Source organism: Mycobacterium neumannii (genome assembly GCF_002245615.1).
Taxonomy (GTDB): Bacteria; Actinomycetota; Actinomycetes; order Mycobacteriales; family Mycobacteriaceae; genus Mycobacterium; species Mycobacterium neumannii_A.
Window position 1 is genome coordinate 45,257 of record NZ_NKCO01000017.1, and the last position, 23,734, is coordinate 68,990.

Sequence of the window (23,734 nt, forward strand, 5' to 3'; positions counted from 1 at the left end):
GCGGACCGGCCTGGGGTACGCCGAAATCTGCACCAGGGCTGTGCTTCCGCGGAAATCACGACCGTCTCGCAGAAATCGATGCAGATATCTAGGCCAGAGGTAGCTCGGCGAACGGCGCGCCGGTCGGCTCCGCCGAACCGCCGGGCGGTTCGATGGTGAAGGCCAGAGTGCTCGAGTCGCCGAGGTCGGGCAGCACGGCCGTCGTCGACGGCGCCACCGACTGCGGGTCCATGGTGCCCGCGGGATGCGGACCCTCCGCGTCGACCAGCCACATCTGGTAGACGGTGCCGGGTTGCGGCGGGGTGACGTTGTTCATCACCAGCACCCCGGCATCCTTCTCGCGCGAGAACACCACCGTCGCGGTGCCGCCGCCCGGAATCTCCCCCGAGACGGTGCGCACGTCGGGCGCGGCGAACACCTGCTCGGCGGTCGAGGGTTTGTCGGCCGGTCGCAGCGCCAAACCGATGCCCAGGGCGCCCGCGCCGACCACGACCACAGCGGCAGCGGCCAGCGCGGTCTTCTGCCAACGCGTCGGACGCGGCCGCAACTGGCGTACCGGTTCCGCTCGTCCGCCGCCGATCTCGGCCAGCAGGCGCTCGCGCAGATGCGAAGGCGGTTCGGCGGCGGTGGCGGCCGACACGACCGCCATGGCCTCTCGGACATTGCGCACTTCGTCGGCGAAGGCCTGCGCGACGGCGGGGGGCGCGGCCGCGACGCGGCGGTCGACTTCCTCGCGTTCGGAATCCGAGATCGCGTTCAGGGCGTAGGGCGCCGCGAGTGCGCCGAGGTCGCTATCCATGGGCTCGGTCATGCCATCCCCAAGCACTTGCGGAGACCGCGGAGGCCGTCGCGCATCCGCGATTTGATGGTGGCGAGGTTCGCCGACAACCGTTCGGAGACCTGGGCGTAGGTCAGCCCGTCGTAGTAGGCCAGCTGGATGCACTCCCGCTGTACATCCGTCAGCGATCCCAGGCAGTTGGCCACCTGGCGGCGCTCGTCGCGCATGATCACCGAGTCGGCGACGTGATCGGAGGGCAGTTCGACGGTGGCCGCGCCGTAGCGGTCCTCCCGCTGTGTCGCGGCCTGTTCGGACCGCACCCGGTCGACCGCGCGGCGGTGCGCGAGGGTCATCAGCCACGCGAGCGGGGAACCCGCCGAAGGGTCGTAGGTTCCCGCGGTGCGCCACACCTGCAGGTAGATGTCCTGCGTGGTCTCCTCGCTGTACCCCGGATCGCGCAGTACCCGGGTCACCAGGCCGAACACCCGCGCACGGGTGCGGTCGTAGAAGGTGGCGAAGGCCTCGACGTTCTCCTCGGCAACCTGGCGAAGCAGCTCGTCGAGGTCCGTGGTCACCAGCGGTAGCCTAGCCACCCGCGTGGGCACCGTCATGAATATCGCGATCTGGCCGTGTTGCCGACGAAAGCCGCTGTCGGAGCGACAGTTTCGCCGACCGCTTCGGCGCCGCGCACCAGTGGGACACGCCGCAGCCACAGCGTGAGGTGCTGGAGCCGGTACTCCAGCGCCGTCATCAACGGCGCCAGCGGGGCCTTCGCCTGCATCAGCAGCACCTCGGCGACACCCGCGCGCCTGCGTGCGCCACGCACCGTGGCGATGAACGCCGGGCCGTTGCCGCGGTGCAGCGATACGGTCACGTTCACCTCGTCGCCAGGGTGCGGCGCGCGCACCAGGTAGTGACCGTCGGTGCCGTTGAACGGCGACACCCGCAGCCTCTTCGGCGCCATCGACGTCCCGTCCGGGCTCGGCGGCAGCAGATACGCATGCCGTTCACCGCGGTGGTTGTGCATCTCCATGACGATGTGGCGCACGACGCCCGCCGTGTCATGGCACCAGTACAGCGTCACCGGGTTGAACGCGTAGCCGGCCACCCGCGCCTGCAGCAGCGCGGTGACCCGCCCGCCGCCCAGGTCGACACCGCGGTCCCACAGGAACGCGTCGATGCGCTGGCGCAGCGAGTCACCCGGGGCGCCGTGGAGGTGGTCGCGGGCGTCGAAGCGCGCGAAGGGCCGCAGCCACCATGGGACCCGCGGAAGCCGGTCGACGTCGACCAGCCAGCTGTAACCGTGATGCTCGAAATGGTGATACACCGGCGCACGACGCAGGTGCGCCGTCCGGGTGCGGTACAGGTAGGAACCATCCACATGGAGGTATTCGGAGCCGCACGCGCGACGGATGGGTGCTCAGGTCAGGCGGGACAATAGAGCGCCGTCAGGACATCTCCGCGCGGATCCTCGGCGGGCGCCGTCGACTCCGGCGACTGCGTCAGCGTCACCGAGATGGCAGGCCCGTCGAAGGTCTTGACCGCGAAACTGTGATACCCCGCGATGTCGCCGCCGTGGCCCCACGCGTTCACCCCGCACGGCAATGACACGCGCCCGAGGCCCAATCCGTACTCGAGAAGTCCCTCGGTATCCGGCATGGGAACGGTCCGCATCATCTCGTCGAGCTGAGGCCGCGGCACCACCCGCCCGTCGAGCAGCGCGGTGATGAACGCCGTCGTGTCCTCGTCGGTCGATACCAGGCCGCCCGCGGTCCACGCCGCGGAGGCGTTGAAGTCGGTGACGTCGGTGCGTCTGCCGTCGACCACTTCGTAGCCGTGGGCGAACGGCACCCGCAGCCCGTTCTCGCCCGGCGCGGGGGAGTACGTGTCGAACAGCCCCAGTGGCGCGATGATTCGCGCGGTGATCTCGTCGGCCGCCGGTCTCCCGGTCACCCTCTCGATCAGCAGGCCGGCGACGATGTAGTTGGTGTTGGTGTACTTCATCGTCGCGCCGGGGGCGAACTGCGCGGGCCGAGCCAGCGCCCTGTCGAGCAGTTGATCGCCGCTCACGGGCTCATCCGGGATCTCGGTCAGGTCGTCGAAGTATTCCGGCAGGCCGCTCTGGTGGCGCAACAGCTGGCGCACGGTGATCGCCGTGGCATCGATGTTCTCGCCCCGGATGCGGCCGGGCAGGTACGTCTCGATCGATGTGTCGAGCCCGACCCTGCCCTCGGCCACCAGCTGCAGAATCGTCGCGGCCACAAAGGTTTTCGTGATGCTACCGACACGCAACCGGGTGTTCGGTGCGAATCCGGCTTCGGTGTCGAGGTCGGAGTACCCGGCGGAGTACCGGGTGAGGTGTGGCCCATCGCGGATCACGACGATCCCGCCGGCGAGTCCTTCCTCCGCGACGGCACGCTCGAGGGTCGCGTCGACGGCGGCGGGCTGGGCATGAACCGGTGCGGCGGTCAGCACAAGGAGAAGCAGGGCCGCGATGGTCGCGATACGCACTAGGCCGAGCGTAGTTCCCAGGAATGCGCGGTGGCGACGAGCCCTTGGATCAACGCGGAGGTCGCCGGTGTGAGCCCGTCGTCGCCGGGTAGTTGGCTGCGCGGGCTGATGCCGCGCACCCGCGGTGTGAGCTCGAGTTGCGCGCCGCCTGCGCGGACGCGGTTGACGGGGTTGTCGTGGTGCAGCCCGCGCAGTTCGCGCGGGATCGCGTCGAGGTCGGTGATGACTTGGTAGCCAGGCACTTCGACGTGTTCGGCGAGGTGCTCGGCTAGTGCGCGGTTGCGCCCGCCCGCGAGCAACTGAGTGCTGCGACCGACGCGGCCGTACCCGTGCAGTGACACCGCGACCTCGACGTGCTCGAGGAACTCCGCGAGACGTTCGGACTCCTGCGCCCGGTACAGCGCCGAGGGCAGATGGTGCGGATAGTGGTCGGGGTGGCGCACCGTGTACAGCGAGGCGCCCGCGGCGTCGGCGGCGCGTTCGGCGATCACGTCGGTCATCTGTTCGAGGCCGCCGCCGTGGATGGCCAGAAAACCGAAGCGGGACCGCAAGATCCGCTCCTCGACGATGCCCGGCTGCGCCAGGAGTTCCGAAAGCGACTCTGGGGCAGGGATATCGGATCGGTCGGAGCGACCGGACCAATGCGCCGGATCCCACCGCTTGAGGAAGTCGACCCAGCGGGATGGCAGGCCGTGGTGCAGGGCGCCGTCGATGATGCGCTCGAGGTAGCCCGGTCGTGGCGGACCAGGTTCGACGCGGTGGTCGATGTACACCCACGCCTCGGCGGGCCCCTCGTTGGTGTGCACGGTGAGCCGGTCGCGGCGGTAACGCACCGGAACGCCTTCGGCGCTGTCGAGCACCGCCAGATCGCGGTCGTTGAGCTGCCACAGCACACCGTGCACTTCGGAGCCGTGGAACGGTTCGACCGTGGCGACGCCGCGCTCGTTGATCAGCCAGTCGTGGTCGGACAGCATCGCCGGCCGGGGGTGCGCCGCGTCGGGGCACCGCAACGCCATCTGGTGGACGTTGAGGTTCGAGCCGTAGGCGAAGTAGGTGTGCATCAACCCGTCAGCGTCAGATAGATCAACATCACGTTCAAAAGAGTAATCAGGCCCGCGATGACCCACCCGATAGCCGTCGTCACCCGATGGTTGACGTCGGCGCCCATCAGGGCGCGGTCGCTGGTCAGCCGCACGAGCGGAATCAGCGCAAACGGTATCCCGAAGGACAGCACCACCTGCGACAACACCAGCGCACGGCTGGGATCCAGGCCGATCGCCAACACCGCGAGTGCGGGCAGCAGCGTGATGAGGCGGCGCAGCACCAGCGGAATGGAGCGGTGCAGCAGGCCCTGCATGATCATCGCGCCGGCGTACGCGCCGACCGACGACGACGCCAACCCCGAGGCGAGCAGGCCGATCGCGAACAACAGCGCGATCGTCGGCCCCAGGGTCTCGCCGACCGCGGCGTGCGCACCCTCGATCGAGTCGGTGTTTTCCTGACCCCGCAGGTTCGTCGCGGCGACCAACACCATCGACAGGTTGACCGCGCCGGCGATCACCATCGCGATGCCGACGTCCCAGCGCGTGACCCGCAGCAGCATCCGCCGCATCGGCCCGGGGTCGGGATGGCCGTGGCGGTCCCGGGCCAGGCCCGAATGCAGGTACACCGCGTGCGGCATCACGGTCGCGCCCAGCATCGCCGCGGCGATCAGCACGCTCTCGGTGCCGGCGAACTTCGGCACCAACCCCGTCGCCGCCTCGTCGAGCGGTGGGGGAGCGACGAACAGGCTGGCAAGGAAGCCGACCGCGATGACGGCCAGCAGTCCGGTGATGACGCGTTCGAACGAGTTCTGGCCGTGGCGGTCCTTGACCATCAGTAACACCATCGAGACGACGCCGGTGATGATGCCGCCGGTCAGCAGCGGTAGGTCGAACAGCAGGTACAGCGCGATCGCGCCACCGACGACCTCGGCGAGATCGGTTGCCATCGCGACCAATTCGGCCTGCATCCAGTAGGTCAGCCGGGTGCGGCGGCGCATGCGGTTACCGACCGCCTCCGGCAGCGACATGCCGGTCACCAAGCCGAGCTTGGCCGAGAGGTACTGCACGATGCAGGCCATCGCGTTTGCCGCCACGATCACCCAGATCAGCAGGAAACCGAACTGGGCGCCGGCGCTGACGTTGGCGGCGACGTTGCCGGGGTCGACGTAGGCGATGGCCGCCACGAACGCCGGTCCGAGCAGCAGCCAGCTCGGGCGCGCCTTCACCTCGGTGCTGTGGGCCACCCCACCCTCTTTCTATCCGGGGTTGCGAATAGAAAAGTTAGGGTAGCCGAAACCACGGCCGTCGGTGGTGGGTGGGGTTATTTGTGCCCGCCGCCGAGCCCGATGATGAGGCCGCCGCCCCACGGCCAACCCCAATAGGGGCTGGTCTGCACCGACGGTGACGTGACGATCTGTGAACTTCCGTTGGTCTGGCACTGCGTGGTGTTGGGGGCGATGTTGGTGCACTGGGGCGCGGCGCCGGCGACGGGTGCTAACGCGCCGATGACGCCGACCGCGAGAGTCGCTGTGAGATAACGAAATCGGGACTTCATGGTTGGCCTCCTCGGCCAGGGGCACTTCTGGTCAGCGGCCGCACATACGGCGAGCGCTGCGAATAACGTTGAGCGTCAATCCCGAACGGTCACGGGAAGAAGAAGCCGTCGCCCTCCCACATGCTTCCCCATGGGCCGACGTACTCCTGCTGAGCGGGCGTGGCGTCGATCGAAACGTTGCCCGGCGACGCGCATTCGGTGGTGGACCCGCCGATGGCCTGGGCACCGCCGGTGTCGACGCACTGCGGCAGGGTGGGGTTTGGGGCCGGTTCGGCGGCGGCAGGCGAGGCCGCCGCGAGTGCCGCGGCGATGCCGCCGGCAGCGATCAGCGGTGCGAGATAACGAAGGGTGGTCCGCATAGGCACGTCCTCGATTCTGATCGACCCCCGGCTTCAACGCACAGCGTACAACCCTTTTCCGGTGATCAGCGGCAAGTCGAGTGTGGTGCGGATGCCCGGCGGCGCGGCCACGACCGCGGGGATCGCGTTGACGACCCGGGCGGCTGTCGCGACGAGTCCGGCGTGGTTGTGGTCACCGTTCGGGCTGCTCAGGCAGAGGTCGATGGTGTACGACGGTTCGCCGGTGATCTCGATGCGGTACGAGCCACCCTCCTGAGCGGGCTGCGGCCAGTCCGGGTGCAGGTCATCGCGCAACCGGGTGACGTGTTCGAGCACGACGGCGACCTTGCCGTCCTTGATGCCCTGGACCTCGAAGCGCAGCGCCGCCGCGGTGCCCTTGGTGATGTGGCCCGCTGCGATGTCGAAATCCTCGGGAGCCGGTTCGCGCACATAGGTTTCGGACACCTTGTCGAGTTCGATGCCGAGCCCCGCGGCCAGCTGTCTCACCACCGATCCCCAGGCCAAGCTCAGGACGCCGGGCTGCAACAGCATCGGGATCTCGTCGAGCGGCTTGCCGAATCCCATCACGTCGAACATCACCGTGGCGCTGTCGTAGGTGTCGTAGTTGATGATCTCCATGCACCGAATCTGCTCGATGCTCTGACAGGTTCCGGCGAGCGCGAGCGGTAGCAGGTCGTTGGCGAAGCCGGGGTCGATGCCGTTGACGAAGACACTCGATCCGCCCGTCTGGGTGGCTTCCTCGATCGGCTTGACGAGTTCGTCGGGCAGCACCTCCCACGGGTACTGCAGGAAGACCGCGCTGCTGCCGACGACGTTGACGCCCGCGGCCAGAATGCGACGGTAGTCCTCGAGCGCCTCGGGCAGCCGGTTGTCGGCCATCGCGGTGTACACCACGCAGTCGGGTCGGGTCGCCAGCACCGCATCGAGGTCCCTCGTGGCGGTGATGCCGGTCGAAACCTGCTGTCCGGCAAGCTCACTCGCGTCCTTGCCGGCCTTGGTTTCCGACGACACCCAGACAGCGGTGAGCTCGTACTGCGGATCGTTGATGAGCTGGGTCAGCGCGTGCCTGCCGACGTTGCCGGTGCCGACCGCGGCCACTTTGATCGTCATGGAGGTCCTCTCACAGGTCCGGAATGGGCATGTCGAGATTGGGCACCGTCAAACCGCCGTCGACCTCCAGCGTCTTACCGGTCAGGTAGCTGCCAGCGGGCGAGGCCAGGTACACCGCGGCGGCGGCGATGTCCTGCGGATCGCCGAGTCGGCGCATCGGAGTTGCTTGCTCCATGGGCTTACGGAGGTCGTCGTTGGAGGCCACGATGTCGAGCGCCGATGTGAGGATCGACCCCGGCGCGATCGCGTTGACCCGGATCCGCGGGCACAGGTCGAGCGCGGCCAGGCGGGTGTAGTGAGCGAGTGCGGCCTTGGCCGTTCCGTAGGCCGCAAAACCCCGGCCGGCAAGCCGGCCCATCGTGGAGGTGATGTTGATGATGCTGCCGCCGCCGGAGTGCTCGAGCATCAGCGGAACCGCCGCGGTGGTGAGGGCGTGCGCGGTGGTCACGTTGAAGGTGAACGCGTCGCGCAGGTCCTTGGTGGAGGTGTTCAGTAGCGCGTTGGGCATGGTGCCGCCGACGTTGTTGACGACGATGTCTAGTTTTCCGAACGCCTCGATCGCGGCACCGGCCAACGTGGCGGTGTCGGCGGGGTGGGCCAGGTCGGCGACCACGACGTGCGCCCTGCGGCCCACGCCCTTGATCTGCTCGGCGACTTCCTCGAGTTGCGACTGTGTGCGTGACGCGATCACCACGTCTGCACCGGCTTCGGCGAATGCCAGCGCCATCGCGGCGCCCAGGCCGCGACCGGCGCCTGTGACCACCGCGACCTGATCGTCGAGCCGGAATCTGTCAAGAATCACGTTTCCGAATCCTTCCCTCGCCGGGCGAACCGTAACAGGACACGACGATGCGCGTGAGGGCTTTCTGAAACACGTTCTAATTGCCGCGAGACGTACACCAGGGTGGTGCTTGGACTGGATAGCACGGCCCTGGTGTACGTCTCGCGAACAGTAGTTCTACGACGCCCCGAGTCCTGGCGGGCGGCTACTTCTTCGCGGCGGACTTCTTCGCCGTCGACTTCTTGGCCGTCGACTTCTTCGCGGCCTTCTTGGCGGGCGTCTTCTTCGCCGCGGTCTTCTTGGCGGCACTCTTCTTCGCGGGCGCCTTCTTGGCCGGCTTGTCGTCGTCGGAACCCTTTGACCCGCTGCGGCCTTCGCGTCGCGCCTTCACGCTGGCTTCGAGTTTGGCCAGCAGATCGGAGACATCCTCGGTCTCGTCGAGTTCCTGCGGCTGCTCCTCGGTGGTGAATGCTTCGCCGCCTTCGAGTTTGGCCTGGATCAACTCACGCAGCTGCTCCTGGTACTCGTCGTGGTAGCGGTCGGGGTTGAAGTCGTCGGTCATCGAGTCGACGACCTGGGTGGCCATCTTCAGCTCGGCCGGTTTGATGTCGACTTCCTTGTCCAGCACCGGGAAGTCGGGATCGCGGATCTCGTCGGGCCACAACAGCGTCTGGATCACCATGACGTCGCGCTTACTGAAGTCCTGAACCCGAAGCGCCGCGAGTCGCGTCTTGTTGCGCAACGCGAAGTGCACGATCGCGACCCGGTCGGTCTCCTTGAGCGTCTTGGTCAACAGCACATACGACTTCGACGACTTGCCCTCGGGCTCGAGGAAGTAGCTGCGGTCATACATCATCGGATCGATGTCGGAGGCGGGAACGAATTCCAGCACCTCGATCTCGCGGCTGCGTTCCTCGGGCAGCGTGGCGATGTCCTCGTCGGTGATGATCACCGTCTGGCCATCGTCGGATTCGTACGCCCGGGCGATGTCGCGATACTCGACTTCTTCACCGTCGATCTCGCAGACACGTTTGTATCGGATGCGCCCGTTGTCCTTCGCGTGCACCTGGTGGAACTTCACGTCGTGGTCCTGCTGCGCGCTGTAGACCTTGACCGGCACGTTCACCAGGCCGAACGCGATCGAACCCTTCCATATGGAACGCATCAACCCAGTATGGCTGATTCCAGCGCCGCATCGCGGCTACCGCGATCGGGCAGGTCGGCGCCGGCGTGGGCGACCGTCAGCGCCGACGACATCGCGGCCGTGCGCAGGACACGCGTCAGGTCGGCCGCACTGATTCGCGCCAGGTCACGCCGCCGCTGAGCGCCCAGCAGCCCCAACGTCCACAGCGCGTCGATCAGACCGCTCATGTACGCATCGCCGGCGCCCACGGTGTCGACGACGTCGACCTCGAACGCCGGCACTCGCACCAGGCCCTGCGCGCACAGCGCGAACGACCCCTGCGCGCCCACCGTCACCGCGACGATCGACGGGCCCAGCGACAACCACGTCTCCGCGATCTGCTCGGGGGCGCGGCCCGGGTCGAGCCACCGCAAGTCCTCGTCGCTGGCCTTCACCACGTCGCAGCGCTCGATGAGCCGGTCGATGCGGGTGCGCGCGGCATCGGCGTCCTCGATCAGCGCGGGCCGCACATTCGGATCAAACGTCACGGTGGCTGACGGGTGATACGTCTCGACCAGTGCGGCGGTGGCACGGCAGCCGGGCTCGAGCACCGCCGCGATCGAACCGGTGTGCACCACCAGCGGGGGACCCACCTCGGGCGTTCCGGTCAGTTGCCATTCGATGTCGAACTCGTACTGCGCCGAACCCTGCTCGTCGAGCGTGGCCAACGCGGTCGGCGTCCTCGCCGCGTCCGTACTTCCCGAGACGAGTTGCACTCCGGATGTTTCGGCATGGTCGACGATGCGCCGTCCGCGTTCGTCGTCGCCGATGTGTGTCAGGAAGTCGACGCCGCGGCCCAGCCGGCCCAGCCCGACCGCCACGTTGAGTGGACTGCCGCCGACGTGTTCACCGGCGATCTCGCCGCCACGCTCGACGATGTCGATCAACGCCTCGCCGATCACCAGCGCACGGTTCGTGTTCATGGTTCGTTCCCGTGGATCAACGCTTCCAGCGTTGCCCTCGCGCCGTCGCGGTGCAGCGAGTTCAGCGCCCAGACGTATGCGTCGACAAATCGCTGGTCGGAGGCGAGATCGCCGAAGAGGTCGGTGTTTTCGATGAATGCGGTCGGATTGTCGCGCTGAGCCTCTGCCAGCGGCACCAGGACGTCGGCGAGTTGGTCCTGCACGTCGATCGGCTGCCCCTGCTCGTCGACCCCTTCGGCGTAGCGCGCCCAACTGGCGACCGTCGCGGCCGACAACCGGATCGGCGCGCCCGTTCGGAGGTTCTCGCGGACGACGGGCAGCAGCCACTTCGGAATGCGGTCCGATGAGCCGTAACACAGCCGGGCGATGGTGTCCTTGACGCCTGGGTTGGCGAACCGCTCGATCAGCGTGCGCTTGTAGTCGGGGAGATCGATGCCGGGCACGGGTTTGAGCGTCGGTGTGGCCTCGTCGTCCATGTACGCCAACAAAAAGTCAGCGAACAGCGGGTCGCCTGCGGCGTCGTGCACCAACCGGTAACCGGCGAGATACCCGAAATAGCAGAGGCTTTGGTGGCCGGCGTTGAGCAGACGCAGCTTCATCAGCTCGTACGGGGTGACGTCGTCGACCATCAGCACGTCCACGTCTTCCAACGGTGGTCGCCCGTCGGCGAAGTCGTCCTCGAGCACCCACGCCGTGAAGGGTTCGGCCACCACCGGCCATTGGTCATCGATACCGAATTCGGTTGCCACGACGTCGATCACGTCGGGTGTGGTGACCGGTGTGATGCGGTCCACCATCGAGTTGGGGAACGTGGTGTGCGCGCCGATCCACTCGCCGAGGCCGGGATGCACCCGCTCGGCGTAGGTGGTGAACGCGTGGCGGGCGACGTCGCCGTTGCCCTCGATGTTGTCGCACGACACGATCGTCGGGGAGGTGATGCCGCGGTCGCGCCTGCGCGCCAGCGCCTCGGCCACCAGGCCGAAGACGTTCACGCCGTCACCGAGGTTGTCGATGTTGTAGCCGCCCTCGGTGATGGTCAGCGAGACGATCCGCGTGCTCGGCGCGGCCAACAGTTCGATCACCGACTCCGGGTCGTCGGGCGCGTAGCGATAGTCGACGATCGAACCGATCACCCGCGCCTCGCGGGTACCGTCGGGCTTCTCCAGCAGCAGGGTGTACAGGCCGTCCTGGGCGGCCATCACGTCGGCCATCCTGCGGTCGGCAGGCATCACGCCGACGCCGGCGATGCCCCACTCCTTGGCCAGCCCCTTCTCCAGGAGTCGGTCGACGTACATTGCTTGATGTGCCCGGTGAAAGCCGCCGACTCCGAAATGCACTATGCCGACCGATATCTGGGATCCATCGTAGGTCGGCTTGTCGGTGGAAAGCTGTGCGAGCGTGGAGTTGTCGAGTTTCATGACACCGTCACCACCGACTTCACGCTGCCCGGCGTGCGGTCGGAGTCGAGGGCCTCGGCGGTGCGCTCCAAGGAGAAGCGGGCGGTCACCATCGCGTCGAGATCGACCTGGCCGGACTCGACGAGCGCGATCGCCGTCGGCCAGGTGTTGGCGTAGCGGAAGACGCCCGTCAACACCAGCTCACGGTTCTGGATCACCTGCGTCGGCAGCTCCATCGACTCCGCACCCGAGCCGACCAACACCACCCGGCCGGCGGGTCGCACCGCGCGAATGCCATCGGCCACGGCCGTCGGCGCGCCCGAGGCGTCGATGTATCCGTCCACCCCGAAATCACCTATCGGCTGGGTCGTCGGATCCAGAACTTCCGTGGCCCCGAACGAGATCGCCCGTTGCCGACGGGCCTCGTCGGGATCGCTGACGATGATGTCCGTCGCGCCGTAGGCCCGCGCGAGTTGGATCACCACGATGCCGATCGGGCCCGCGCCGGTGACCAACACCCGCGACCGTCCGTCGACACCGGCCTTGCGGACGGCGGCGATGCCGACGGAGAGCGGCTCGCACAACGCCGCCGCTTCATCGGAGATCGAGTCCGGCACGCGGTGGGCGAACTCCGCGCCGATGGTCACGTACTCACAGAGCGCCCCGTCGACGGGCGGGGTGGCGAAGAACCTCATGTGCGGGCACAGGTTGTAGTGCCCGCGGCGGGTTTCGTCGCTGTCGGGGTCGGGGCGCTGCGGTTCGATCGACACCCGTTCGCCGATGCGCGACGGGTCGACGTTGTCGCCGACGTCGACGATCGTGCCCGCGGCCTCGTGGCCGAGGATCAACGGCGCCTCGACGACGAATCCGCCCACGCGCCCGTGCCGGTAATAGTGCGTGTCCGATCCGCAGACTCCCACCGACGAGACCCGTATCAGCACGTCACCGGGGTCTGGCCGGGGCACAGGGCGCTCCTGCATTTCGATCCGCCCGGGTTCGACGAGCACGGCCGCCCGCATCCGGCTGTCCGGCGAGAGTGTTGTGTGCGTCACATCACCATGTTAACGTGATGAGCATCTAATCGCACCCCTGAGCAGATGCTCACAGTCCGAGGAGGGCAGGGCGGTGACCGCTCCAACGTCGACCGGTGACCTCGCCGGGGCTGCGGTGCCGACGCAGGACGTCCGCCTGGCCCTGCGTGCGGCGACGATGTACTACCTCGACGGATTGACCCAGGCCGAGATCGCCACCCGCTTGGGTGTCTCGCGCCCGACGGCGGGTCGATTGATCGCCCGCGCAAAGGCCCGGGGTCTGGTGCGCATCGAGATCGCCGTGCCCGTCGGGCTGAGTGAGGACCTGCACGCCGAGGAGGAGCGAGAACTCGAGCGGCGCTACGGGCTGACGGAGGTGGTGGTCGCCGGCCACGGCGTCGACATCGGCGCACCCGGTCGGCCCGTCGCATACGCCAGCGTTGGCCGGGCTGCGGCAGCGCTGCTGATGCGGCGTCTCACACCCGACGACGTCCTCGGGTTCACCTGGGGGCCTGAGCAGGTCGCGGTGGCCAACGCGTTGGTTCCCGGGGTGGCGAGCTGCCGCGCGGTGGTGCAGCTCGACGGCGCCATGTCGACCGCGGCGTATCAGACCGGTACCGAGTTCATCTTGAGCCGCTGCGGGGAAACGTTGCGCGCGAGCACGTTACGACTGCCCGCACCCCTGTATGCCGACCCGTCGACGGTGGCGTCGATGCGCAGCGATTCGGTGATCTCCCGCGCGTTGGAGGCGGGACGGCACGCGGACATGATGCTCTTCGGCGTCGGCGCCGTCTCGACGTCGACCACGCTGTTCGAGGGCAGCTTCCTCGACACCCGCATGCTCGACGAGTTGGAGTTGCTCGGCGCGGTGGGTGAGATCGGCGGCCGGTTCTTCGACGCGGCCGGCGTCCCCGTCGACACCGAACTCCAGCAGCGCGCGGTGTCCGTGCCGCTCGAGGACATCCGCAACTGCGAGAAGACGCTGCTGATCTCCAGCGGCGCCGCGAAGTACGACGCCACTCTGGCCGTCCTGCGGGGCGGGTTGGCCCGGCTGTTGGTGTGTGACATCGATTGTGCGCGTTGGTTGTTGGCGCAGTGAGGAGATGACGCAGGTGAGACCGACAATGATGAAGCGGTTCGCGGCGGTGGCCGCGGCGTCCGGGGTCGTACTGGCGTCCGGATGTTCGGGAGCGGGCAGCCTGGGCGCCTCGGACAACCAGGTCACCATCGCCATGGTGTCGAACTCGCAGATGACCGACGCCAGGGATCTGTCGTCGGAGTTCGAGGCGGCCAACCCCGGCACGAAGCTGAAGTTCGTCACGCTCTCGGAGAACCAGGCCCGCGCCAAGATCACCATGTCGACCGCGATGGGCGGAAGCGAGTTCGACGTCGTGATGATCAGCAACTTCGAGACCCCGCAGTGGGCGAAGGACGGCTGGCTGCAGAACCTCTCCGAACACGCCTCGCAGACACCGGGGTACGACGAGGAGGACTTCATCTCATCGCTGCGCGAGTCGCTTTCGTATGACGGCGACATGTACGCCGTCCCGTTCTACGGTGAGTCGTCGTTTCTGATGTACCGCAAAGACCTTTTCGAACAAGCCGAGATCGAGGTCGACCAGTCACCGAACTACCAGCCGACCTGGCAGCAGGTCGCGCAGTGGGCCGACACCCTGAAGTCCGGTGACCGCGCGGGAATCTGCCTTCGCGGAAAGCCGGGATGGGGTGAGGTGCTCGCGCCGCTGAACACCGTGATCAACACGTTCGGCGGGCGGTGGTTCGACGAGCAGTGGAACGCACAGCTCAACAGCCCCGAGGTGCGCAAGGCGGTCAACTTCTACGTCGACCTGGTCAAGCGCTCCGGAGAACTGGGCGCCGCCTCCACCGGTTTCCAGGAGTGCGCGAACCTGTTCGGCCAGGGCCAGACCGCCATGTGGTACGACGCCACGTCGGCGGTGTCGGTCCTCGAAGATCCGCAGGAATACCCGGAACTGGTCGGCAAGATCGGATATCTGCCCGCGCCCATCGCCGAGAAGCCGAACTCCGGGTGGCTCTACACCTGGGCGCTGGGGATCCCGAAGTCGGCGAAGAACCCCGACGGCGCATGGAAGTTCATCTCATGGATGACGAGCAAGGACTACATGAAACTGGTGGGGGAGAAGCTCGGCTGGGCGAGGGTCCCACCGGGCAGCCGGACATCCACCTACACCGAACTGCCGGAGTACGAGAAGATCTCGCGATCCTACGGACCGTTGACATTGCGTTCGATCCAGAACGCCAACCCGAACAAGCCTACCGTGCAACCGGTTCCGTACACCGGAATCCAGTTCGTCGCGATACCTGAGTTCCAGGATCTGGGCACCAGGGTCAGCCAACAGATCAGCGCCGCGATCGCCGGTCAGAAGACGGTCAACGAGGCGCTCGACCAAGCGCAGCAGTATGCCGAGGTCGTCGGCAAGACATATCAGGAGAAGTGATGACCGTAACCGCCGATACCACGGCCGGCGCCAGCGAAACGGCGGTGGCAGAACGGGTTCGCAGGATCCGGGAGGCGAAGGAAACCGGGGTGAGCCGCGCCGAAGCTTGGCGCAGGCGGGGCCCGCTGTTGCCGGCGCTGATCTTCATGATCGTCGTGACGCAGGTTCCGTTCCTGTTCACCCTCTACTACTCGACGCTGTCGTGGAACCTGGTTCGCCCGGGATCACGTGAGTTCATCGGGTTGCAGAACTACGTCACGGTGGCCAAGGACAGTCAGTTCTGGACCGTCGCGCTCAACACGGTGGTGTTGATCGTCGGGGTGGTGCTGATCTCCGCGTTCTTCGGGCTGCTCCTGGCATTGCTGCTCGACCGAGCGTTCCTGGGCCGTGGGATCGTGCGGACGTTGCTGATCACGCCGTTCCTCGTCACACCCGTTGCAGCCGCGCTGATCTGGAAGACGACGATCCTCGACCCGAACAACGGCATCCTGAACTGGCTGCTGTCGCTGGTCGGGATCGAGCGGATGGACTGGATCGGGCAGTTTCCGCTGGCGATGGTGATGGTGATGCTGATCTGGCAGTGGACGCCGTTCATGATGCTGCTGATCCTCGCCGGTCTCCAGTCGATGCCGCGCGACATCCTGGAGGCCGGCCGAGTCGACGGTGCGAACGCCTTTCAGCTCTTCCGGGAGTTGACGCTTCCCCACCTTCGGCGATTCATCGAGTTGGGAGTCGTCCTCGGGGCGATCTTCCTGGTCAACACGTTCGATGCCATCTACATGATGACGCAGGGCGGGCCGGGCATCGCGAGCGCGAACCTGCCGTTCTACATCTATCAGCGCGCGTTCCTCGGCTTCGACATCGGCCAGGCGGCGGCCATGGGAGTGGTGGTGGTCGTCTTCACAATCATCATCGCCAGCTTCGCGCTGCGATTGATCTTCAAGTCGTTCACCGGGAAGGAAGAGACGGCCTGACATGACTACCACCGTCGAGAAAACCGCAGCCACACCGCAACCCGTGGCGAAGAGAAAGAAGAAGTCCCGCACGTTCAGTCCCTGGGGGCTGGTGGCGTGGCTGGTCGGGATCGGATTCTTCTTTCCGGTCCTCTGGATGGTGTTGACGTCGTTCAAGCAGGAGGCCGACGCCGCCACCAGCCCGCCGAAGCTGTTCTTCTCCCCGACGCTGGATCAGTATTCTGCCGTCTTCGACCAGGGCATCGGGCCCGCGATGCTGAATTCGCTGTTCGCGACCGGGATTTCGACGCTGCTCGTGCTCGCGCTTGGAGTCCCCGCCGCATTCGCGTTGTCGCTGCGGCCGGTCCGCAAGACCCAGGATGCGCTGTTCTTCTTCATGAGCACCAAGATGCTGCCCGTCGTCGCAGTGATCCTGCCGCTGTATGTGATCGTGTCCAATATCGGGCTGCTGGACAACATCTGGGCGCTGATCGTGCTCTACACGGCGATGAACCTGCCGATCGCGGTGTGGATGATGCGGTCGTTCTTCCTCGAGGTGCCCGGCGAACTGTTGGAGGCGGCCAGCCTGGACGGCGCCAGCCTGTGGCGGTCGGTGCGCGAGGTGATCCTGCCCCTGGTGTCGCCGGGTATCGCTGCGACGGCGTTGATCTGCGTGATCTTCGCCTGGAACGAGTTCTTCTTCGCGGTGAACCTCACCGCGGTGAACGCCCAGACCATGCCCGTGTACCTCGTCGGCTTCATCGCCGGAGAGGGTCAGTACTGGGCCGTGTTGTCGGCGGCCGCGACGATGGCCGCGCTGCCGGTGATCCTGTGCGGATGGATCGCCCAGAACAAGCTGGTGCGCGGACTGTCGTTCGGCGCGATCAAGTAACCCGTACGGACCCGATCACGAGAGACACGGAGATACCAATGGCAACAATCACTTACCGCAACGCCTCCTGCGTCTACGAAGGCTCGGACAAGCTCGCGGTCGATTCGCTCAACCTCGACATCTCCGACGGCGAATTCGTCGTGCTGGTCGGGCCGTCCGGGTCGGGCAAGAGCACCGCCCTGCGCATGCTGGCCGGGCTGGAGGACATCGACGAGGGCGCGATCGAGATCGGCGGCCGCGACATGACCGGTGTGCCGTCCAAGGATCGCGACATCGCGATGGTGTTTCAGAACTACGCGCTGTACCCGAACAAGACCGTCGCCGAGAACATGGGTTTCGCGCTGAAACTGCGCGGGGTTTCGCGCGACGAGCGGCGAAAGAAGGTCGAGGAGGCGGCCAAGATCCTGGACCTCACGGAGTTCCTCGACCGCAAGCCCGCCAAGCTGTCCGGTGGGCAGCGGCAGCGTGTGGCGATGGGCCGCGCCATCGTGCGCGAGCCGCAGGTGTTCTGCATGGACGAGCCGCTGTCGAACCTCGACGCGAAGCTGCGCGTGCAGACCCGCACCCAGATCGCCGCGCTGCAGCGACGGCTCGGCACCACGACGGTCTACGTCACCCACGACCAGATCGAGGCGATGACGATGGGGGACAGGGTCGCGGTCCTGCGGTTCGGCAAACTGCAGCAGTTCGCCGCCCCGAACGAACTCTACGACAGGCCGGCCAACGCGTTCGTCGCCGGTTTCATCGGCTCACCCGCCATGAATCTGGTGACGCTGCCGATCGCGGCCGACGGTGTCCGCATCGGCGACACGACGCTTCCGCTCGAACGCGAGCGACTTTCGAAGTTGAGCGACGCGGGCCTCTCGGAGGTCACGCTCGGCATCCGGCCCGAACAACTCGAGCTCACCGACACCGGCGGGGTGGAGGTCGTCGTCGACCTGGTCGAGGACCTCGGCAGCGAGGCCTACCTCTACACGCACGCGGGTTCGGGAGTCGAGCTGGTCGCACGCTGCAATCCGCGCACGGCGCCCAAACTCGCCGAGACGGTGCGGCTGCGCAGACATCCGGAAGGGTCCGTGCACCTGTTCCACCCGGAGACCGGCGAACGCATCGACTGATTTCGCCTTTCAGCGCTGCCGAATTCTGCACCAGGGTTGCGATTTTCGCCTCACCGCGACCCTCTTGCAGATTTCGGCGGGGTCCAACCGCGGCGGGTGAACGCGTCGAAGACGCGATGCAAGATGTATCGCCGGCTGTGTTCCTTGAGCACATGGATGTCGACCAGCCTTGGCGATCGACGAACACGGCACGACCCACGTCGTACACGTATTGCCGTCGGTTCTCGCTGTGGTGAACTCCGTCGTAGTCCAGACCGACCATCGGCTCGTCGTACCCCATGTCGAGAAACGCCTCCTGGTACCCGTCGCTGAGCCTGATCTGCGTCCGCGGGGTGGGCAATCCGGCGTCGATGAGCAACAGACGAAGGCGGGTCTCCTCGGGCGATTGCGCGCCTGCGTCCATCAAGCAGAGCGCCGTCCGGGCACGACGAACTCCGCGTGCGCCCCGATATCGATCGCTCAGCGCCAAGGCATCATCGGCGGACACCCCCGTGGCGGCGGCCAGGGCGTCCAGATGCGCGACGGCCTTGTCGCGCGGAAGGTGGCGAGCTAGATCCCACGCGGTCCGAGCGGGGGTCGCCACGGAAATCTCCCCGAAGTAGGTGATCTCGTCGGGTGCCAAGCGTTCTTCGCGGACGATGACGCCTTCGCGCGGGCGGGTGTGGGCGGTGATCACCTCGATCGGGGTCGACGCATCCACCCACTTTGCGCCGTGGAACGCTGCCGCGGCCCGCCCCGCGATCACGCCTCTACGACCGGTCCACAACCATGCCGCAACGGCATTGGAGTGGATATTGCGTTCAGCGTCGTTTGGGCGGTAGACCCGCGGCAGGACGGCGGAGTGGTTCCAGCGCAGTTGCCCTCGCGTGAGTCGGCCATCGCTGATCGCCTCGCTGCCCAGAAACGGTTGCCACATGACCGGATCGTGGACGGGACGGCCGACAGAACGCGTACCCCGTCGTCCATTTCTGCGGCAGGGCTGTGGATAACGCGAAATCGCAGCCCTGACGCAGAAATCGGCGGCGTTAGCAGCCGTGGTACTCGGACCTAGCCGCTAGTCGACGACCGCCGCGTTCCCCGGGTCAAGGCCGCTGGGCAGATTCGGGTCGAGGCCACTGGGCGAGTGGGTGAACTCCTGGTGCGCCGGCGGGCGGCAGTTGTCGTCCATCGGCGTCTGGTCACCCGAGCAGTAGGGGACGAGATCCTGCGGATCCGCGGCGGCGTGCGGTGCCGCCAGCAGGGCAGCCACCGCGACCAGCACCGCCGCGAAGATTCTCGCCACGGATCCAACGTAGCAGCGGGTATACGTTCACACTGTGGATCGATTCGGCCGGGTGAAGCTGACCAACCCGGACAAGGTGCTGTACCCGGCGACGGGCACCACCAAAGCGGAGGTGTTCGACTATTACGTCGGCATCGCCGAGGCGATGATCCCGCATATCGCGGGCCGCGCCGTGACCCGCAAGCGCTGGCCCAACGGTGTCGAGGAGCCGTCGTTCTTCGAGAAGCAACTCGCCTCGTCGGCGCCGGACTGGTTGGACCGCGCGTCGGTCACGCATCGCTCGGGGACGACGACCTATCCGCTGATCGACACCGCCGAAGGTCTGGCCTGGATCGCGCAGCAGGCCGCGCTCGAAGTGCACGTCCCGCAGTGGCGGTTCGTCAGCAAGGACGACGGGCAACCGACGCCCGGCCCCGCGACCCGCATCGTCTTCGACCTCGACCCCGGCGAGGGGGTGTCCTTCCGCCAGCTCTGCGAGGTCGCCCATGAGGTGCGCGACCTCATCACCGACATCGGGTTGACCACCTTCCCGCTCACCAGCGGTAGCAAGGGGGTGCACCTGTACGTCCCGCTCGAGGAACCGATCAGTTCGCAGGGTGCATCGGTTCTCGCGCGGCGGGTCGCACAACAGCTCGAGAAGACGATGCCCAAACGCGTGACCGCGACGATGACCAAGAGCGTGCGCACCGGCAAGGTTTTCGTCGACTGGAGCCAGAACAACGGCGCCAAGACCACGATCGCGCCGTATTCGCTTCGCGGACGCGAACATCCGACAGTCGCCGCACCACGCACCTGGGACGAGATCGAGGATCCGAAGTTGCGGCACCTCAACTTCGACGAGGTGCTCGACCGGGTGCAGGAGATGGGCGACCTGCTCGCACCGCTCGACGAGGCGGTACCGGTACCGGACCGGCTGACCACCTACCGCAGCATGCGCGACGCGTCCAAAACCCCTGAGCCGGTGCCGAACAAGCCGCCGAAGACGGGGAACAACGACAAGTTCGTCATCCAGGAACACCACGCCCGACGGCTGCACTACGACCTGAGGCTCGAACGCGACGGCGTGCTGGTGAGCTGGGCGGTTCCGAAGAACCTGCCCGACACCCCGTCGGTCAACCACCTCGCCGTCCACACCGAGGACCACCCGTTGGAGTACCTCACCTTCCACGGCGAGATCCCCAAGGGCGAGTACGGCGGCGGCAAGATGATCATCTGGGACACCGGCACTTATGAGGCCGAGAAGTTCAACGACGTATCACCCGACAGCACCGCGGAGGGCGGCGAGGTCATCATCAACCTGCGCGGCAAGAAGATCGACGGCCGCTATGCGCTGATCCAGACCGACGGCAAGAACTGGCTCGCACACCGCATGAAGGACCAGAAGCGCCCGCAAGCAGGTGACCTCGCGCCGATGCTGTCAACGGAAGGCTCGGTCGCCAAGCTCAAGGCGAGCCAGTGGGCGTTCGAGGGTAAGTGGGACGGCTACCGCGTGATCATCGACGCGGATCGCGGCAGGCTCACGGTGCGCTCCCGACGTGGCCGAGACGTCACCGCCGAGTTCCCCCAATTCGAGGCGGTGGCAGCCGATCTCGCCGATCACCACGTGATCCTCGACGGTGAGGCGGTCGCGCTCGACGAGTCCGGCGTGCCGAGCTTCTCCGAGATGCAGAACCGTGCACGGTCGACCCGCGTGGAGTTCTGGGCGTTCGACATCCTCTACCTCGACGGCCGCTCCCTGTTGCGCGCCAAGTACTCCGACCGTCGCAAGATACTCGAGGCGCTGGCCGAGGGCGGCGGCCTGATCGTCCCGGATCCGTTGCCCGGCGACGGCCCCGCGGCGATGGAGTACGCCCGCAAGAAGCGGTGGGAGGGCGTGGTCGCGAAGAAGCGTGACTCGACCTACCAGCCGGGGCGGCGGTCGTCGTCGTGGATCAAGGACAAGGTCTGGAACACACAGGAAGTCGTGATCGCCGGTTGGCGACAGGGGGACGGCGGACGTTCGAGCGGGATCGGCTCGCTGATGCTCGGGATCCCGGCCGACGGGGGCCTGGAATTCGTGGGCCGCGTCGGAACCGGTTTCACGGACAAGGCGCTCGCCGAACTCAAAAAGACCCTCAAACCGCTGGAGACCGACGAGAGCCCGTTCAACGAACGGCTGCCGCGCCAGGACGCCAAGGGTGTGACGTTCGTGCGGCCCGAACTCGTCGGCGAGGTCCGCTACAGCGAACGCACCTCGGATAACCGTCTGCGTCAACCGAGTTGGCGTGGCTTGCGACCCGACAAGGAGCCCGGCGAGGTCACCTGGGAGTAACCCACCTGGTCAGGCGTGGCAATCGCACGTCGGTACACCCCGCGCGGAGGAGTGGCCGTTGTCGTTCGGCCGCCAGTCGAAGGGGAAGTGTTTGCTCGACCCGCCGCGGTACTCATGCGACCAGTCGAACCCGACTGCCTCGTCCTTCTGTACGACGCCCCACGTCGCGACCTGTCCGGGTCCGACCTCGGCACCCGGGGCATTTGTCGTGGTGACGCGCCGGTTCGGATCGGACGTGGGGCCGGTCAGCGCGGCAATGCGCACGTCGACCCTTCCGGGGATCTCGGCACGCCAGTGCGCGAGGTCGTCGGCGATGTCGAAGATGATTGGCGCGTAATCGATTCCGCGTAGATCCTCGATGAGAGAGGCAAACTCGGCAGGCCAGCCGCCTTCCTTCCCCGTGAAGATGCGCTCGAGGGCTTCGCGTTGGGCGTCGTCGGCCTGATCGTCGATGTAGAACATCAGGCGCATCTTGGCGTCCGGTTCTCCGATCCACATGTTGCCCGTGAACTCCCCGAGCGAGACGACGTTCAAGCCTGCGAGGTCAACATCGCCGAAGTGGCCCTCGCGCACGTGCCAGACGAGGGTAAACAGGCACTCGCCATGCGTCGGCGCCTGTGCGAAGCTGCACGGGCAGGGCAGCTTGCAGCTGCACACATCGAACCAGTCACCTCGCAGGTGCCAGTGGGTGGTTGCGCTCATGTCGGACCTCCCTCATATACCCCCCGGGGGTAGGGGGATGACCGAACGGTAGCGCGATCCATGTAAAGGTGCAAGTACCCCCCGGGGGTATATGGTGCGGCGACAGCTCGAGCAGCGTGTCAGTGCGCGGCCAGATGCGCTTCCTGCATTCCCCGCGTCGCCAACTGGTCGGCCAACTCATTGTCGGCGACCCCTGAATGGCCCTTCACCCAGAACCACTCGACTTGGTGTGACGCGCAAGCCAATTGCAGCCTCGTCCAGAGGTCGACGTTCTTCACCGGCTGTTTCGCGGCGGTCATCCAGCCGTTGCGCTCCCAGCCGAGCACCCACTTGGTGATGCCGTTACGGACATAGGTGCTGTCGGTGTACAGGTGCACCACGACGGGCCGCGTCAACGCCTCCAGCGCCATGATCGGCGCGGTGAGCTCCATCCGGTTGTTGCTCGTCTGCGCCTCGCCGCCGTACATCTCCCGCACGTGCGAATGCTGACGCAGCACCGCGCCCCAACCGCCGGGACCCGGATTGGGCCTGCAGCCGCCGTCGGTGTGTATGACGACCGGGTCCTGGCTCACCCGACGAGGATAAGCGTCGAGGCCGAGACGTCGACTCAGCGACGCGCGGACGGCGAGATCAACGCCGTCCGGACCGACATCCCGAACGCCTGATGGCGCAGCGTGGTGATCCGGCGCCCAGGCTGTACCGCGTCCTTGACCGGCCCCGTGCGCTCCCCGAAGAACGCCGCGGTCGCGTCGATGTCGGCGACGACGTAGGTGATCCCCCACAGCGTCGACGGCGCTTCGCTTGTGGTGCCCGGTGAGCCGACGACCTCGACGATCACCTCGCCGAACCGGAAGAAGATCTGGCGGATCGACCGGCCGCCCAGTTCACCGTCGCGTTCTCGTCGCGGGGCCACGCCGATCGCGGTGAGCGCCTGAACGGTCCGATCGAGATCGGGTGACAGCAGCACGACGTGGTCGATGGCGGCCACGCCGTTCGGGTGCTCAGCGGGCGTCGCACCGGCGGCGCTGGACCTCGACGTCGGGATGCCGTCGACGTCGGAGCGCACGGCGTCCGGGGGCAGGCCGCACAACGACCACCCGACGATGCCGCGACCGCGCTCGGGGCCGACAAGCCGGATGCGGACGCCGCCGACCCGGCAGACCATCTCGTCGTCGATCGTGAAACCGGCCCGACGCCATGCGTCCGCCGGATCGGCGACCTCGATCTCGTCGATCCTGACGGCGGCTGATGTCACCGCTCGAGTATGGCCTTCGCCCCGGCCGCGGAGCGACGCCGCGCGACGTAGTTCACCCACCGCAATCCGCGCG

At 66.9% G+C, this 23,734-nt stretch carries 24 protein-coding genes and 1 pseudogene; 6 read left to right on the plus strand and 19 right to left on the minus strand.

Features of this window, described 5'->3' with window-relative positions; all coding sequences use genetic code 11:
- Window positions 1–88: 88 nt before the first annotated feature.
- The 14 genes from CEX88_RS18535 to CEX88_RS18600 all read right to left on the minus strand — a co-directional run bounded on the left by CEX88_RS18535 (window position 89) and on the right by CEX88_RS18600 (window position 12,659).
- Window positions 89–811 (minus strand): anti-sigma factor, encoded by a 723-nt coding sequence (locus CEX88_RS18535; protein WP_094294593.1) that lies wholly within the window; start codon window positions 809–811, stop codon window positions 89–91.
- Window positions 808–1,389 carry a sigma-70 family RNA polymerase sigma factor gene (locus CEX88_RS18540; RefSeq protein ID WP_094294594.1) on the minus strand — a complete coding sequence of 194 codons (582 nt, stop codon included), beginning with the start codon at window positions 1,387–1,389 and terminating at the stop codon, window positions 808–810. Before CEX88_RS18540 ends, CEX88_RS18535 begins: the two co-directional genes overlap by 4 nt.
- Entirely contained in the window at window positions 1,386–2,159 is a 774-nt protein-coding gene (locus CEX88_RS18545; RefSeq protein WP_066807810.1) for a DUF1365 domain-containing protein, read from the minus strand. The genes CEX88_RS18540 and CEX88_RS18545 overlap by 4 nt, the downstream gene beginning before the upstream one ends.
- Window positions 2,160–2,203: 44 nt before the next feature.
- Window positions 2,204–3,289, minus strand: a complete 1,086-nt coding sequence (locus tag CEX88_RS18550) for a serine hydrolase domain-containing protein (RefSeq protein WP_238382112.1) — start codon at window positions 3,287–3,289, stop codon at window positions 2,204–2,206.
- Window positions 3,289–4,350 carry a poly-gamma-glutamate hydrolase family protein gene (locus tag CEX88_RS18555; protein WP_094294595.1) on the minus strand — a complete coding sequence of 354 codons (1,062 nt, stop codon included), beginning with the start codon at window positions 4,348–4,350 and terminating at the stop codon, window positions 3,289–3,291. Before CEX88_RS18555 ends, CEX88_RS18550 begins: the two co-directional genes overlap by 1 nt.
- Window positions 4,350–5,576 (minus strand): Nramp family divalent metal transporter, encoded by a 1,227-nt coding sequence (locus CEX88_RS18560; RefSeq protein WP_094294596.1) that lies wholly within the window; start codon window positions 5,574–5,576, stop codon window positions 4,350–4,352. Before CEX88_RS18560 ends, CEX88_RS18555 begins: the two co-directional genes overlap by 1 nt.
- Before the next feature lie 77 nt (window positions 5,577–5,653).
- The gene (locus CEX88_RS18565) at window positions 5,654–5,887 is read right to left on the minus strand and encodes a hypothetical protein (RefSeq protein WP_066840852.1); all 234 of its coding nucleotides are present in this window, start codon (window positions 5,885–5,887) and stop codon (window positions 5,654–5,656) included.
- Between the two features lie 89 nt (window positions 5,888–5,976).
- On the minus strand, window positions 5,977–6,246 hold the full coding sequence (locus tag CEX88_RS18570) for a hypothetical protein (RefSeq protein ID WP_064426413.1): 270 nt from the start codon (window positions 6,244–6,246) through the stop codon (window positions 5,977–5,979).
- 33 nt (window positions 6,247–6,279) lie between these two features.
- The gene (locus CEX88_RS18575; protein WP_094294597.1) at window positions 6,280–7,356 is read right to left on the minus strand and encodes an NAD(P)H-dependent amine dehydrogenase family protein; all 1,077 of its coding nucleotides are present in this window, start codon (window positions 7,354–7,356) and stop codon (window positions 6,280–6,282) included.
- A 10-nt stretch (window positions 7,357–7,366) separates the two neighbouring features.
- Window positions 7,367–8,158: an SDR family oxidoreductase gene (locus tag CEX88_RS18580; RefSeq protein WP_094294598.1), complete on the minus strand. Its 792-nt coding sequence runs from the start codon at window positions 8,156–8,158 to the stop codon at window positions 7,367–7,369.
- A gap of 184 nt (window positions 8,159–8,342) precedes the next feature.
- A complete protein-coding gene (gene ku, locus CEX88_RS18585; RefSeq protein WP_094294599.1) occupies window positions 8,343–9,302 on the minus strand; it encodes a non-homologous end joining protein Ku in 960 nt (319 codons plus the stop codon).
- Window positions 9,302–10,243, minus strand: coding sequence for a carbohydrate kinase family protein (locus CEX88_RS18590; protein WP_094294600.1), 942 nt, complete (start codon window positions 10,241–10,243; stop codon window positions 9,302–9,304). The genes ku and CEX88_RS18590 overlap by 1 nt, the downstream gene beginning before the upstream one ends.
- Window positions 10,240–11,661: a mannitol dehydrogenase family protein gene (locus CEX88_RS18595; protein ID WP_094294601.1), complete on the minus strand. Its 1,422-nt coding sequence runs from the start codon at window positions 11,659–11,661 to the stop codon at window positions 10,240–10,242. Before CEX88_RS18595 ends, CEX88_RS18590 begins: the two co-directional genes overlap by 4 nt.
- The gene (locus tag CEX88_RS18600) at window positions 11,658–12,659 is read right to left on the minus strand and encodes an NAD(P)-dependent alcohol dehydrogenase (RefSeq protein ID WP_094294602.1); all 1,002 of its coding nucleotides are present in this window, start codon (window positions 12,657–12,659) and stop codon (window positions 11,658–11,660) included. The genes CEX88_RS18595 and CEX88_RS18600 overlap by 4 nt, the downstream gene beginning before the upstream one ends.
- Window positions 12,660–12,765: 106 nt before the next feature.
- Here CEX88_RS18600 and CEX88_RS18605 point away from each other — a divergent pair, with 106 nt between their 5' ends.
- From CEX88_RS18605 to CEX88_RS18625, 5 genes are read left to right on the plus strand one after another with little or no spacing between them, the layout of a single operon-like run.
- Window positions 12,766–13,770: a sugar-binding transcriptional regulator gene (locus CEX88_RS18605; protein WP_274381123.1), complete on the plus strand. Its 1,005-nt coding sequence runs from the start codon at window positions 12,766–12,768 to the stop codon at window positions 13,768–13,770.
- Window positions 13,771–13,795: 25 nt separating this feature from the next.
- On the plus strand, window positions 13,796–15,148 hold the full coding sequence (locus CEX88_RS18610; RefSeq protein WP_094294639.1) for an ABC transporter substrate-binding protein: 1,353 nt from the start codon (window positions 13,796–13,798) through the stop codon (window positions 15,146–15,148).
- Entirely contained in the window at window positions 15,148–16,122 is a 975-nt protein-coding gene (locus tag CEX88_RS18615) for a carbohydrate ABC transporter permease (RefSeq protein ID WP_094294603.1), read from the plus strand. The genes CEX88_RS18610 and CEX88_RS18615 overlap by 1 nt, the downstream gene beginning before the upstream one ends.
- A 1-nt stretch (window position 16,123) precedes the next feature.
- Window positions 16,124–16,993: a carbohydrate ABC transporter permease gene (locus CEX88_RS18620; RefSeq protein WP_094294604.1), complete on the plus strand. Its 870-nt coding sequence runs from the start codon at window positions 16,124–16,126 to the stop codon at window positions 16,991–16,993.
- A gap of 38 nt (window positions 16,994–17,031) precedes the next feature.
- Window positions 17,032–18,111 (plus strand): ABC transporter ATP-binding protein, encoded by a 1,080-nt coding sequence (locus tag CEX88_RS18625; protein ID WP_094294605.1) that lies wholly within the window; start codon window positions 17,032–17,034, stop codon window positions 18,109–18,111.
- A gap of 50 nt (window positions 18,112–18,161) precedes the next feature.
- On the opposite strand, the pseudogene CEX88_RS26380 reads toward CEX88_RS18625, so the two are convergent.
- Window positions 18,162–19,027 (minus strand): annotated as a pseudogene (locus tag CEX88_RS26380) (hypothetical protein).
- Between the two features lie 138 nt (window positions 19,028–19,165).
- On the minus strand, window positions 19,166–19,393 hold the full coding sequence (locus CEX88_RS18635) for a hypothetical protein (RefSeq protein ID WP_064399473.1): 228 nt from the start codon (window positions 19,391–19,393) through the stop codon (window positions 19,166–19,168).
- 34 nt (window positions 19,394–19,427) lie between these two features.
- Here CEX88_RS18635 and CEX88_RS18640 point away from each other — a divergent pair, with 34 nt between their 5' ends.
- Window positions 19,428–21,704 carry an ATP-dependent DNA ligase gene (locus tag CEX88_RS18640; RefSeq protein WP_094294606.1) on the plus strand — a complete coding sequence of 759 codons (2,277 nt, stop codon included), beginning with the start codon at window positions 19,428–19,430 and terminating at the stop codon, window positions 21,702–21,704.
- 9 nt (window positions 21,705–21,713) lie between these two features.
- Here the strand turns inward: CEX88_RS18640 and CEX88_RS18645 are convergent, their stop codons facing one another.
- The 3 genes from CEX88_RS18645 to CEX88_RS18655 form a co-directional block, all read right to left on the minus strand.
- Window positions 21,714–22,406 (minus strand): DUF1326 domain-containing protein, encoded by a 693-nt coding sequence (locus CEX88_RS18645; protein WP_094294607.1) that lies wholly within the window; start codon window positions 22,404–22,406, stop codon window positions 21,714–21,716.
- A gap of 119 nt (window positions 22,407–22,525) precedes the next feature.
- On the minus strand, window positions 22,526–22,978 hold the full coding sequence (gene rnhA, locus CEX88_RS18650; RefSeq protein ID WP_094294608.1) for a ribonuclease HI: 453 nt from the start codon (window positions 22,976–22,978) through the stop codon (window positions 22,526–22,528).
- A gap of 35 nt (window positions 22,979–23,013) precedes the next feature.
- Window positions 23,014–23,661 (minus strand): VOC family protein, encoded by a 648-nt coding sequence (locus CEX88_RS18655; protein ID WP_094294609.1) that lies wholly within the window; start codon window positions 23,659–23,661, stop codon window positions 23,014–23,016.
- Window positions 23,662–23,734 lie beyond the last annotated feature (73 nt).